Below are 13,139 nucleotides of genomic sequence, written 5' to 3'. Positions count from 1 at the left end.
GCCAATGGAACGTACTTTTTTAATGGTTAAACCGGATGGTGTCCAGCGTGGATTGATCGGAAGGATCGTAAGCCGGCTGGAGGACAAGGGTTTTAAATTGGTTGCGGGCAAATTTCTTCAAGTTTCGGACGAGCAGGCCAAGCGTCACTATGCCGAGCACGACGGAAAGGATTTTTTCGGTAGTCTGGTAAGCTTTATTACGTCAGGGCCGGTCTTTGCCATGGTATGGGAAGGGGACGACATTATTGCGCTATCCCGTCAGGTGATCGGCAAAACGAATGTAAAGGAAGCGCTTCCCGGTACGATCCGCGGGGATTTCGCGGCGCATACGCCCCATAACCTGATTCACGGTTCGGATTCGCCGGAAAGCGCGGAACGCGAAATTTTCAACTTCTTCAGCGAGGACGAGCTGGTCCGGTACGAGAAGAGCATTACTCCTTGGATTTAACTAATCTTTTCATAACAGGATGGTACAATGACGGAACATGAATTATTAGGACGGGATAAGGATTATATCGGGTTTGTTCGAAGCGTGGAGGCCAGCACGGGGATTAACCTTGCCGATTATAAGGAAACCCAGATGAAGCGCAGGCTGACGACATTGCGCCTGAAATACGGATATTCGACCTTTTCGTCTTTTTATGAGGGCATGATGAAGGACAAGGGGTTGTTTCAGGAATTTTTGGACCGCATGACGATTAACGTGTCCGAGTTTTGGCGCAATCCTAACCGCTGGGATGTGTTGAAGGACCGGGTGCTTCCGGAGCTTGTCGGGAATGGCAGTGCCAGGCTGAAGTTTTGGAGCGCCGCCTGCTCCACCGGAGAAGAGCCGTATACGCTCGCCATGATTTTGGCGGAAAAGAAACTCCTTGGGTCCAGCACCATTTTGGCAACGGATATAGACGAAGGTGCCTTGGCCAAGGCGAAGCAGGGATTGTATTTGGAACGGTCGCTAAAGGACGTACCCAAGGACGTGGCGGCGCGCTATTTTACGGAAGAGGGCATGATGTACCGTTTTAGCGAACCGTTGAAAAAAGAGATCCGGTTTCAGAAGCAGAATCTGCTTACCGACCGTTTTGAAACCGGTTTTGATCTCATTGTTTGCCGCAACGTCATGATTTACTTTACGGAAGAGGCCAAACATAAGCTTTATCATAAATTTGCGGGAAGCCTTCGTCCCGGCGGCGTGCTTTTTGTCGGAAGCACGGAACAAATCTTTAATCCTGCCCAATACGGCTTGGAAACGGCGGAAACTTTCTTTTACCGAAAGTTAAGAAGCTGATCCTCTGCATATTACGGCGTCTGGAAACCGATAATAGAATCGGTACGGTCCAGCACTTAAGTGGAGGTCAGCCAATGGATAAACGTAAGGTCATCGAGGCCTATCGGAGAGGGCTGTTCAGCGTTCAGGAATGCGGTCAGCTTCTCGGACTCGAAAGCCTGCAGCTGCGAATTCTGCTCTCTAAAGAGCCGCACAGCGGAAGCAGCCACTGGAACCGTCCGGTGCGGCACATCAAATAGCGTTTAGCTCAGCGCTCCCCATGCAGACCAGGGGGGCGCTTTCTCATGCGTTCTCCTTTCTTGTCAAAGAGGGTGAGCTATACTATAATGATCAGAAGATAAATGCGGATTTTAGCGATTTACAGTCCTAAATTTTAAAGGGGGAGCGTTTGATGAGTTTACGTTTTTTGACTGCGGGGGAGACACACGGTCCTCAGCTTACGGCGATTATTGAAGGACTGCCAAGCAATCTGAAACTGGATTTCGAAGCACTTAATTTCCAGCTGCACCGGAGACAAAAGGGTTATGGCCGCGGCCGCCGGATGCAGATCGAGAAGGATACCGCTCAAATTGTCGGCGGCGTGCGCCACGGTTACACAACGGGTGCTCCGGTTGCCCTTGTGGTGGAGAACAAGGATTGGACCCACTGGCGCAATATCATGAACGTGGAGCCGATTGAAGGCTCGGATGAAGAGAAGCGCCGGGTACACCGTCCGCGTCCGGGCCATGCGGATTTGAACGGCGGTTTAAAATATAACCTGAAAGACCTTCGCAACGTGCTTGAACGCTCGAGCGCGCGCGAAACGACCGTTCGTGTCGCCTGCGGGGCGATCGCCCGCCAATTTCTCGAACAGTTCGGAGTCAAAATCGCCGGACAGGTAAGACGGATCGGCGAGATTGAGGCTCCTCCGCATCAGCTGTCGGTCGATGAGCTAATCGAGCTTACCGAGCAATCTTCGGTTCGGGTCGTCGATAAAGAGACCGAAAAGAAGATGGAAGCGTACATAGACTTGATCAAGAAAGAAGGAGATTCCATCGGCGGAGTCGTGGAGTGCATCGTCGAAGGGCTTCCTGTCGGACTTGGCAGCCATGTTCAATACGACCGCAAGCTGGATGGCAGAATTGCGCAGGGGGTCATGTCGATCAATGCCTTTAAAGGCGTTGAGGTCGGCATCGGTTTTGAAGCGGGCGAACTCAGAGGTTCGCAGGTCCATGATGAGATTATGCACAGCGAGGAACGCGGATATTACCGGGCGTCCAACCGGCTCGGCGGATTTGAAGGCGGTATGACCAATGGCATGCCGATTGTCGTACGGGGGGTAATGAAGCCGATTCCTACGCTGTACAAGCCGCTGCAAAGCGTGGATATCGATACGAAAGAAGCATTTACGGCCCAAGTGGAACGTTCCGATGCTTGCGCTGTTCCGGCAGCAAGCGTAGTTATGGAGCATGTCGTGGCCTGGGAGGTTGCGAAAGCTTTCCTTGAAAAGTTCGGCGGAGATTCCATGGAAGAGATTCGGGCGAACTACAATAACTATCTTGCGCAATTGGAGAATTACTGATCATGAGAACGCTGCAGGTTGAACTAGGCGAACGTTCCTACCCCATATATATCGGCCCCGGGCTGCTTTCCCGCCTCGGCGAGCTGAGTTCCCGGCATGGCATCAGCGTAAAAAGTCCCCATCTCATCGTGACGGATGACCGGGTTGCCCCGCATTACCTGGAGAGGGTCGAGCGCCGTTTGGCGGAAGCAGGTTATGCGACCGTTTCCCATATCGTCCCTTCGGGAGAGTCATCCAAGTCGCTTGCCGTCTACGAGGACGTAATGACAACCGCCATCCGGGGGAAACTGGACCGCAGCTCGGCCGTCTTGGCTCTGGGAGGCGGCGTGGTGGGGGATTTGGCAGGTTTTGTGGCAGCAACTTATATGAGAGGGATCTCGTTCGTACAGATTCCGACGACCATCCTTGCGCACGACAGCAGCGTCGGCGGCAAGGTGGCTGTGAACCATCCGCTCGCCAAAAATATGATCGGGGCCTTCCATCAGCCGGTGATGGTGCTGTACGACGTGGATACCTTGGCCACGCTGCCGCCGCGCGAGGTGTCTGCCGGTCTGTCCGAAATGGTGAAGCACGGTCTTATTTTGGATAAAGATTTTGCCTATTGGTGCCGCGATCATGCGGCAGAGCTTCTTGCTCTTGACTCCGACAAGCTAACTTACGGACTTGAACGGGGATGCGCCATTAAAGCCGAGGTTGTGTCACAGGATGAACGGGAAGGCGGTCTCAGAGCCATCCTAAACCTGGGTCATACGATCGGGCATGCCGTGGAGGCGGTCGGCGGCTATGGGCGTTTCCTGCACGGCGAAGCGATTGCGATCGGAATGGCAGGCTCGGCGCTGCTCGCCGAATCGTTAGGCAGAAAAAACGGCTTGTACAAGGAAACGACGGAAATGATGAAAGCCCTGCATCTTCCCATCCGCCTGCCTTCCGACGTATCTGTAGACGACGTGATGGATGCCATGCAGCATGACAAAAAATTTAGCGAAGGACGTATGGTATTTATCGTGCCCGACGAAATCGGCAAAGTGAGCATCGTCAAGGATGTGCCGGTCGATGCCGTACGTGCCGTCGTCGAACGTTTAAAGGAGGAGGAGTAGCCGGTGATGAATCGCGGCATTCGCGGCGCTACAACCGTAACGCGTAATGATGAACAGGAAATTTTGCAGGAAACCGTTATTCTGTTGGAAGAAATCGTGAACCGGAATGATGTTAAACCGGAAGATATCTGCAGCGTATGGATTACCATGACGCATGACCTGGATGCGACATTCCCGGCAAGGGCCATTCGCGGCCTTGAGGGCTGGGATCTGGTACCCCTCATGTGTTCCGTTGAAATTCCGGTACAGGGGAGTCTCCCGAAATGTATCCGTTTAATGGTCCAAGTCAATACCGAGAAGAGCCAGAAGGAGATCCGTCACGTCTATTTGAATGAGGCCCAGCGTTTGCGTCCGGATCTGTCGGCATCTTCATCGTGATGAAATTTGGGGGTTGCGCTTGATAAGGGTGATCCTGTATAGTGGTATCAGAATAGCCGAGTAGAGTTTAGATGAGTATAGCCAGAGCAGAGAAGAGCAGAGCGAGAAATCATAGATTCAACATCATAACGGTTAGAGAATATGCGAGGACCCGTTTACCTTATCGTGTCCGGACCGGTGCAATTCCATTGCGATTTACCGGTACCTATCATGGCGGTAGGCTAAAAGTCCGTAGCGTTTTGTATTCTTGTCCGTGCTCTCTTTCTTATAAAGCATGTTCAAAAAGTCGGGTTTTCAGCATTTTTGAATCACTTCGTGATCAAAAGTTGACTTTTTGAACTACCTCTTATACTTATCAAAATGAAGATCTCTACTTAGGTAGGGGTCTTTTTTGCATTCAATACTTAAATTACACGAGAAGGAGGAATGGCAAATGGCAAATCCGTCCGTTGAACAGGTGTTATCCTTGGCCGGCCAGTACAATTTGATTCCGGTAGCCGTTCGTTTGCTGGCCGATATGGAAACGCCGATCCGTCTGTTTCAAAGATACGCCGAGCGGTCTAGAGCATTTTTATTGGAAAGTGTAGAGGGCGGCGTGCAGTGGGCACGATATTCCTTCATCGGAACCGATCCATTCCTCATGATCTCGGGCAAACAAGGCTGCATTGAGGTGGAGGTCGAAGGCCGGCGCAGGGAATTGACCGGAAAACCCGTGGAGGAGCTCAAGGCGCTTCTTCGGACGTACCGCAGCCCGCAGCTGGAAGAAATGCCTCCGTTTACGGGCGGGGCTATCGGATTTTTCGGATACGATTTGCTTCAGTATTACGAAAAGCTTCCGGCCCACGCGCTGGACGATCTGAAAATGGATGATATCCGGTTTATGTTCTGCGATCAGGTTATCGTCTTTGATCACGTAAAACAGCAAATTCTTCTGATAGGCAACGTTCATGTCAGGGAAGGGGATACGGATGAGGATGTCCGGCGTGCCTATGACTCGGTATGCCGCAAGCTTGAGAAAACGGCAGAACAGCTTCAAGATCAGGGGCCTCGGGAAAACGTGAATTCCAGAGGAATTCCTTCCGATCTGGGGCCGGGCGACATCAAGTCCAATATGACCAAAGAAAAATATATGTCCAATGTGGAGCGCGCCAAAGAATACATCCGGGCGGGAGACATTTTTCAGGTGGTTCTTTCCCAAAGATTCCATGTGGATACCGAGGTTTCCCCGCTGCATGTTTACCGGGTGCTCAGAACGATGAACCCGTCGCCTTATATGTACTACCTGAAAATGGATGAAGAGATCATCGTCGGCACCTCTCCGGAAGCGCTGGTCAAGGTGGACGGACGGAGAGTGGAAACCAGACCGATCGCCGGTACGCGCCCCCGGGGAGTTGACGAGGAGGCCGACAAAGCGCTGGCGGAGGACCTGCTGCAGGATGAGAAAGAACGGGCGGAGCATCTGATGCTGGTTGACCTCGGACGGAATGACCTCGGACGCGTCAGTGAGTTCGGAAGCGTGAAATGCGATTCCTACATGGAAATTGAACGGTATTCCCATGTCATGCACATGGTATCGAGCGTTTCCGGAAAGCTGAGGGAGGATAAGGACTTTTTCGATGCGTTTCTATCCTGTCTGCCTGCCGGAACCGTATCGGGCGCCCCGAAGCTGCGAGCGATGGAAATCATTGCCGAGCTGGAACGGGAAGCAAGGGGAGCTTACGCGGGAGCGATCGGTTATCTCGCTTTGCCGGCAATATGGATTCCTGCATTACCATCCGGACGATTATTTTTCGGAAAGGGAAAGCCTACGTCCAAGCCGGCGCCGGAATCGTATGGGACTCCGTCCCGGAAAAGGAATACGAGGAAACGGTAAATAAGGCAATGGGCATGCTGAAGGCTATCCGGGTTGCCGAGGCCATGTTTCCCTCGAAAGAGAAAAACGAAAGCATGATCAATCAGGATTACTTGTACGAATATACGCCTTGACGATGGAAGAAGGAGGAGAGTTGCATGAATGTGATGGAACCTGTTGTCGGCAGCCTTTCGAAGCTGATCGAGGGACGCGATCTGGAAAGAAATGAAGCCAGAGAAGTCATGAAAACCATAATGGAGGGGAAAGCGACCCACTCCCAGATCGGGGCTCTTCTGACCGCGCTTCGGATCAAGGGAGAAACCGTGGAGGAAATCACCGGCTTTGCGGAAGCGATGAGAGGCTCGGGCGGCCGCCTGGTTACGGAGCGCAGCAGGCTGCTGGATACATGCGGAACAGGCGGTTCCGGAATACACAAGTTTAACATATCCACCGCATCCGCGATCATTTCTTCATCGGTTTCGGTTCGGGTTGCCAAACACGGAAACCGCTCGGCTTCGGGTCGGGCCGGAAGCGCGGATGTGCTGGAAGCCCTTGGCGTCAACATTCATTTAACGGCCGAGCAGGCCAAGCGCTGTCTGGACGAAATCGGAATATGCTTTTTGTTCGCGCAAATATACCATCCTTCGATGAAACACGCGGCAGCGCCCCGTAAAGAGCTTGGTGTCCGCACCGTGTTCAATATGCTGGGTCCTTTGACCAATCCGGCCGGAGCGGACCGGCAACTGCTCGGCATTTACGATATGAATAAAACGGAGACGATCGCCGAAGTGCTGAAGGAACTTGGTCTGAAACGCGCCATGGTCGTAACCAGCCACGATGGACTGGACGAAATCAGCATTTCCGCGCCGACCCGCGTATCGGAACTTCGTGGAGGCGTGATCCGCACCTACGATATCCATCCGCACGATCTCGGACTGTCGGTACACCCGATGCAGTCCATTCTCGGGGGAGACGCCGCAGAAAATGCGTCCATCATTAACGGTGTTCTGCAAGGGGAAAGAAACGCTTATCGCGATATCGTCCTTGCGAATGCGGGAGCTTGCATCTACGTTTCGGGATTGGCGGAAAGTCTGGCGGAGGGCGTCGGCAAAGCCGCGCAGGCGATTGATTCGGGAGCGGCGCAGGCTAAACTGGAGCAGTTAATTCATATGACGGAGGAACTAAACTATGTATCTTGACCGGATTGTCGATACGAAACGAGAAGAAGTAGCCGAACTGAAGCGAACCTTTTCAATGGCTGGGGCATTGGAGCGTATCGCCGCACTACCCTCCACGCGTGGGTTTGCCGAAACATTGTCCGCTCGGCGCAAGCGGTCTATGGGGCTGATTGCCGAGGTCAAAAAGGCATCTCCCTCCAAAGGCCTGATCCGGCCGGATTTTGATCCGGTGGCGATTGCTTTGGCTTATGAAGCCGCAGGAGCGGATTGTCTATCGGTCCTGACCGACGTCCATTATTTCCAGGGCAGCGGAGAGTACTTGCGCAAGGTAAGAGAAGCGGTGAATCTTCCCTTGCTGCGTAAGGACTTTATCATTGACGAGACCCAAATTTATGAGGCGCGCCTGCTCGGAGCGGATGCCGTTCTGCTGATCGCGGCCATTCTTGAACCCCGGGTCATCCAACATTTTATGTCTGTTGCATCCTCCATCGGCCTGGACTGCCTGATCGAGGTTCATGGCCGCCAGGAGTTGGAGGCAGTGCTGAAGCTGGAGGGCGTCAAGCTTGTCGGAGTCAATAACCGTAACCTCCGTACTTTTGAGACGGCGCTGAGCACGACAAGTGAGCTCGGCAGATTTGTTCCGGAAGGGATCACGTTCATCAGCGAAAGCGGAATATCCGCTCCCGAGGATATCTCTTATCTGGCATCCGCCGGAGCCCACGGCGTTCTCGTTGGAGAACATTTCATGCGTGAGCGGGATGTGGCCCGGGCGGTTACCGACCTGATGGGACCGGCATTCGCTGATCGGGCGAATGATAAAGGAGCGGTATTGGGATGACGGATACCGCGGTAAAAATATGTGGACTTCAAAGCGTTGAAGTGCTAAAATCGATGATAAACTTACCTGTCGATTATATCGGATTCGTGTTTGCCGCAAGCCGCCGCCGAGTAAGCCCCGAGCAGGCTTCGGAGCTTGCCGGCGTGCTCAAGCAGTGGAAGAACGGAGTCAGACCGTCCGCTGCAGGCGTGTTCGTGAACCCCGGCTTGGGGGAACTTCGGGAAGTTCTCCAGAGTGTTGAACTGGACGTAGTGCAGCTGCACGGCCAAGAATCGCCGCGATTTTGCCGGGAAGTGAAAGAGAACTTCCCGGTTTCCGTTTTTAAGGCCGTATCGGTCAATAGCGGAACACCGGAATTGCATGTTGCGGAACTTGATCGTTACGCCGGATCGATCGATGCTCTTTTGCTGGATACCCATGACCCGGTGTACGGGGGAGGATCGGGACGAACCTTTGCCTGGGAGACCATACCGGCCTATAAAGTTTGGACGGAGCGTCAAGGCATACCATTGTTCGTGGCGGGCGGGCTTAACCCGTCCAACCTGAAAGAACTGATAAGCAAGTACAGCCCGGACGGCGTGGACGTTTCCAGCGGAGTCGAGAGCGCGCCGGGCGTTAAGGATATAGCTATGGTTACAGCATTCGTGGAAAGGGTGAAACATAGATGATACAGCTTCCGGATCTAAACGGGCGTTTCGGTGCATTTGGGGGACGGTTCGTGCCAGAGACGCTGATGAACGCGCTGATTGAGCTTGAACAGGAGTACAAACGCTATGCGGAGGACCCTGCTTTTAAAGAGGAAATCGCTTATTTGCTGAAACAATATTCGGGTAGAGAGACGCCGCTTTATTATGCGGAGCGTTTGAGCAAGCATCTTGGCAAGGCAAAGATCTATTTGAAGCGGGAAGACCTGAACCATACGGGGGCTCACAAAATCAACAATGCCATCGCTCAGGGCGTACTTGCCAAGCGGATGGGCAAGCATAAGGTCATTGCGGAAACGGGAGCGGGCCAGCACGGCGTCGCAACGGCAACCGTAGCGGCGCTGCTTGGACTGGAATGCAAGGTGTTTATGGGCGAAGAAGACACCAAGCGGCAGCAGTTGAACGTGTTCCGCATGAAAATGCTGGGAGCCGAAGTCGTTCCCGTCACCTCCGGCAGCCGGACTTTGAAGGATGCGGGAAACGAGGCTTTGCGTTACTGGGTCAGCAATGTAGAGGATACGTTTTACGTGCTCGGATCCGCGGTGGGGCCGCATCCGTATCCGATGATGGTACGGAATTTCCAGCGCATTATAGGCGACGAAACGCGCCGGCAGATTTTGGAAAGCGAGGGTCGGCTGCCGAACACCATCTTTGCGCCGATTGGCGGGGGAAGCAATGCGATCGGCATGTTCTATCCGTTCTTGGAGGATAAGGAAGTGGCGCTGGTTGGCGTGGAGGCCGCCGGCAAGGGCGTGGATACGGAGTATCATGCCGCAACGATGACCAAAGGGACGAGAGGGGTATTTCAAGGCTCTATGAGTTATCTGCTTCAGGACGACTTCGGGCAGGTAAAGGAAGCCCATTCGATTTCGGCCGGGCTGGATTATCCGGGGGTCGGTCCCGAACATTCCTATCTGAAGGATATCGAGCGCGTTCGCTATGTTCCGATTACGGATCGCGAAGCACTGGAGGCGCTGCAGCTTCTATGCCGGACGGAAGGAATTATCCCGGCGTTGGAATCCGCCCATGCCGTAGCGCAGGTCATCAAAATGGCTCCGCAATGGAACGAGGAGGATATCGTCGTCGTTTGTCTTTCCGGCAGGGGGGATAAGGACGTGGAGTCCATCATGGCATACACGGGAGGGGAAACGCTATGAACCGGATAGATGCGGTATTCAAACGCTTGAAAGAAGAAAACGAGACTGCGCTGATCCCTTTTCTGACCGTAGGCGATCCGAATGTCGATGCGACGCTGGACATTATCAGGGAAGTGGAGGCGGCGGGAGCGGATATCGTGGAACTTGGGGTTCCCTATTCCGATCCGTTGGCGGACGGCCCGGTTATTCAGCGGGCATCCCAGCGGGCCCTTAAAGATAATGTAACGATACGCACCTGCATGGATACAGCTTTAAAGGCTAGGAAAGCCGGGAGCGAACTTCCGTTCATATTGTTCACCTATTATAATCCGGTACTCCAAATGGGGCTGGATCGCTTTTTTGAAGAGGTCGTCGCCCATGATATCAGCGGTCTCATTATTCCGGATCTCCCAATCGAGGAGTCGGGTGAAATCCGTGAGCGTGCGTCGGAGGCGGGTGTGCATCTTATTCCTCTCGTCGCTCCGACTTCCCATGAACGGATATTAACAATTACCCGGGATGCCAGCGGTTTTATATACTGCGTGTCTTCTCTGGGCGTTACCGGGGAGCGCTCGGATTTCTACAGCGGCGTCGAGTCGTTTATCGAGACGGTCAAACAGTACAGCAGCGTTCCGGTAGCGATCGGTTTCGGCATTTCCAGCCGGGAGCAGGTCGCGCGCTTCTCACGGATATGCGACGGGGTGGTTGTGGGCAGCGCCATCGTGCGCCAGATTGAATCCGTGATTCCCCTGCTGGAACAGGAAGAGTCAAAAGCCGAAGGGCTTTTGCAAATCCGTCAATTTGTGTCACAATTAAAAGGAAATAAAGTTTACGAAAGGTGAGTTGATGGCGATGAAGCCAAAAGCGAATATTGTAAACCTGCCTGTATACCAGCCAGGTAAACCGGTTGAAGAAGTAAAACGCGAACTTGGATTAAGCGAGGTCATTAAACTGGCTTCCAACGAAAATCCTTATGGCTGCTCACCTAAAGCAAAAGAAGCGATTGTAGCGGAGCTCGGCAATCTCAGCGTATATCCCGATGGCAGCGCGGCTGACCTGACGGCCGCTGTTGCTTCTCATCTGGGTGTGGACAAGAAGGAAATCATATTCGGATGCGGTTCGGATGAGGTCATTGCGCTCATTACGCGGGCGTTTCTATTGCCGGGAGACGAGACGGTGATGGCTGACCAGACATTCTCGGTGTACAAAACGAATGCGGACATCGAAGGTGCCATCAGCATCGAAGTGCCGCTTGTCGACGGCAAGCATGATCTAGACGCGATGCTGGCGGCGGTCAACGATAAAACCAAAATCGTTTGGGTGTGCAATCCGAACAACCCTACCGGTACCATCGTCGGCGAAGAGGAACTGGTGCGGTTTCTGGACGCGGTTCCTTCCCATGTCATGGTCGTTCTGGACGAAGCTTATAACGAGTTTGTTACGGATGCCTCCTATCCGCAAAGCATGAAGCTAATGGATCGTTATAAAAACCTGGTTATCCTGCGAACCTTTTCCAAAATATACGGGCTCGCCGCGCTTCGGATCGGTTACGGAGTCGCTCAGGCCGAGGTTATTGGCCTGATCAACCGCGTTCGCGAACCGTTTAATACCGGACGCCCGGCCCAAGCGGCTGCGGCTGCCGCTTTGCGGGATCAGGCCTTCGTTAATGAGTGCCGCAGGCTGAATGCCGAGGGAATTTCTTATCTGCAAAAGGAATTTGACAGGCTCGGATTGAACTATTTCCCGGCCCACGGCAACTTCATTTTGGTAGATGTCCGGACGTCCGGCAAAGAGGTGTTCCAGCACCTGCTGTATAAGGGGATTATCGTACGTCCCGGATTCGAGCGATATCCGAATTACATCCGGGTAAGCGTAGGGACTCCTGAACAAAATCAAGCGTTTATCGGAGTGTTGGAGCAGGTTTTGCGTAATGTGAAAACACCGGTCTAAAGCGCAATCTTGAAGCGAGTGAGAGAGAACATGACAAACGTGATAGAAAAAAATATAGATGACAATACATTAACTAAAATCGCCATCTTTGGCGTTGGGCTGATCGGCGGCTCGCTGGCGCTCTGCTTCAAAGGCAAACCGGGCATAAACGTAACGGGTTATGCCCATCTTCAAGAATACGCGGATCAAGTGGCCGCTCGCGACGTGGTCGATTATGTAACCCTATCGGCTGAAGAAGCGGCGGCAGACGCCGATTTTATTTTTTTATGCGTGCCTGTCGGAAGTTTGGAGTCGTACATAACCCTGCTGAGCGGTATGCCGTTAAAACCGGGCTGCATTATCACGGATGTTGGCAGCACCAAGGCCAGCATTGCGGAGTGCGCGGACAGGCTCGCTTTGAAGGACGTATGTTTTATCGGTGGGCACCCGATGGCCGGCTCCGAGCGGTCCGGCGTGGGGGCGGCATCTTCGCTGCTGTTCGAGAACGCCTATTATGTGCTGACCCCGTCTGAAGGGGTAGGTACGGACAAAGTAAAGGCTCTGGAAGCTATACTGGCCCACACCCGTGCACATGTCGTGACCGTCGATCCTCTGCTTCATGACGAGATCGTCGGTGCGATCAGCCACCTGCCGCATGTGATTGCGGTCGCCCTGGTTAACCAGATCTGCGCCTATACTGAAGCCAATCCGTTATATCAAACGCTAGCCGCAGGAGGCTTCCGGGATATCACCCGGATCGCGGCCAGCGATCCCATCGTTTGGCGGGATATTCTGCTGAACAACCGGAAGGTGATGATGCCTCTTCTTCGGGATTGGAACGATAACATCCAACAATTCATGGAAATGCTGGAGAACGGGGACGGCCCTGCGATTGAGGATGCCTTCCGCCGAGCCGGCGCTTTCCGGAACGAGCTGCCTGAGAGAAGAAAAGGCGTCATCGCATCCCAATTCAATATTTACATTGATGTGCCGGATCACCCGGGGATTATCGGCCGCATAACGACTGAACTGGGCCAAAACAGCATCAACCTGAGCAATATTCAAATTATTGAAAGCCGGGAAGACGTTCCCGGAATCATGAAACTGTCTTTCCGGAACGAAAAGGATCAGGAGCGGGCCAAGGACGTGTTGCAGTCGCTTGGTTATACGGTTTATCATTAGGC

At 53.3% G+C, this 13,139-nt stretch carries 13 protein-coding genes and 1 pseudogene; all 14 read left to right on the top strand.

Annotated elements, in window-relative coordinates:
- Positions 1-4 precede the first annotated feature (4 nt).
- The 14 genes and pseudogenes from ndk to XI25_RS21180 all read left to right on the top strand — a co-directional run bounded on the left by ndk (position 5) and on the right by XI25_RS21180 (position 13,137).
- Positions 5-448, top strand: a complete 444-nt coding sequence (gene ndk, locus XI25_RS21240) for a nucleoside-diphosphate kinase (RefSeq protein ID WP_046680131.1) — start codon at positions 5-7, stop codon at positions 446-448.
- 27 nt (positions 449-475) lie between these two features.
- Positions 476-1,282: a CheR family methyltransferase gene (locus tag XI25_RS21235; protein ID WP_046680130.1), complete on the top strand. Its 807-nt coding sequence runs from the start codon at positions 476-478 to the stop codon at positions 1,280-1,282.
- 74 nt (positions 1,283-1,356) lie between these two features.
- Entirely contained in the window at positions 1,357-1,521 is a 165-nt protein-coding gene (locus XI25_RS33785; protein WP_200901460.1) for a hypothetical protein, read from the top strand.
- Between the two features lie 152 nt (positions 1,522-1,673).
- The gene (aroC, locus tag XI25_RS21230) at positions 1,674-2,843 is read left to right on the top strand and encodes a chorismate synthase (RefSeq protein WP_046680129.1); all 1,170 of its coding nucleotides are present in this window, start codon (positions 1,674-1,676) and stop codon (positions 2,841-2,843) included.
- Between the two features lie 2 nt (positions 2,844-2,845).
- On the top strand, positions 2,846-3,940 hold the full coding sequence (gene aroB, locus XI25_RS21225) for a 3-dehydroquinate synthase (protein WP_046680128.1): 1,095 nt from the start codon (positions 2,846-2,848) through the stop codon (positions 3,938-3,940).
- Positions 3,941-3,943: 3 nt separating this feature from the next.
- The gene (aroH, locus tag XI25_RS21220) at positions 3,944-4,318 is read left to right on the top strand and encodes a chorismate mutase (RefSeq protein ID WP_046680127.1); all 375 of its coding nucleotides are present in this window, start codon (positions 3,944-3,946) and stop codon (positions 4,316-4,318) included.
- Positions 4,319-4,751: 433 nt separating this feature from the next.
- Positions 4,752-6,304 (top strand): annotated as a pseudogene (gene trpE / locus XI25_RS21215) (anthranilate synthase component I).
- A gap of 24 nt (positions 6,305-6,328) precedes the next feature.
- Positions 6,329-7,369 (top strand): anthranilate phosphoribosyltransferase, encoded by a 1,041-nt coding sequence (gene trpD, locus XI25_RS21210; protein WP_046680126.1) that lies wholly within the window; start codon positions 6,329-6,331, stop codon positions 7,367-7,369.
- Positions 7,359-8,186, top strand: coding sequence for an indole-3-glycerol phosphate synthase TrpC (gene trpC, locus XI25_RS21205; protein ID WP_046680125.1), 828 nt, complete (start codon positions 7,359-7,361; stop codon positions 8,184-8,186). The genes trpD and trpC overlap by 11 nt, the downstream gene beginning before the upstream one ends.
- On the top strand, positions 8,183-8,854 hold the full coding sequence (locus XI25_RS21200; RefSeq protein WP_046680124.1) for a phosphoribosylanthranilate isomerase: 672 nt from the start codon (positions 8,183-8,185) through the stop codon (positions 8,852-8,854). The genes trpC and XI25_RS21200 overlap by 4 nt, the downstream gene beginning before the upstream one ends.
- Positions 8,851-10,047 carry a tryptophan synthase subunit beta gene (gene trpB / locus XI25_RS21195; RefSeq protein ID WP_046680123.1) on the top strand — a complete coding sequence of 399 codons (1,197 nt, stop codon included), beginning with the start codon at positions 8,851-8,853 and terminating at the stop codon, positions 10,045-10,047. Before XI25_RS21200 ends, trpB begins: the two co-directional genes overlap by 4 nt.
- Positions 10,044-10,868, top strand: a complete 825-nt coding sequence (gene trpA, locus XI25_RS21190; protein ID WP_046680122.1) for a tryptophan synthase subunit alpha — start codon at positions 10,044-10,046, stop codon at positions 10,866-10,868. The genes trpB and trpA overlap by 4 nt, the downstream gene beginning before the upstream one ends.
- A gap of 10 nt (positions 10,869-10,878) precedes the next feature.
- Entirely contained in the window at positions 10,879-11,976 is a 1,098-nt protein-coding gene (gene hisC, locus XI25_RS21185) for a histidinol-phosphate transaminase (RefSeq protein ID WP_046680121.1), read from the top strand.
- Between the two features lie 30 nt (positions 11,977-12,006).
- Positions 12,007-13,137 carry a prephenate dehydrogenase gene (locus XI25_RS21180; RefSeq protein WP_046680120.1) on the top strand — a complete coding sequence of 377 codons (1,131 nt, stop codon included), beginning with the start codon at positions 12,007-12,009 and terminating at the stop codon, positions 13,135-13,137.
- The last annotated feature ends 2 nt before the right edge of the window (positions 13,138-13,139 follow it).

Origin of the sequence: Paenibacillus sp. DMB20, from assembly GCF_000987955.1 — a bacterium.
In the GTDB taxonomy this organism is placed as follows: domain Bacteria; phylum Bacillota; class Bacilli; order Paenibacillales; family Paenibacillaceae; genus Paenibacillus_AQ.
Note: the sequence above shows the minus strand (reverse complement) of the source record. Positions and strands in the feature narration are given on the sequence as shown.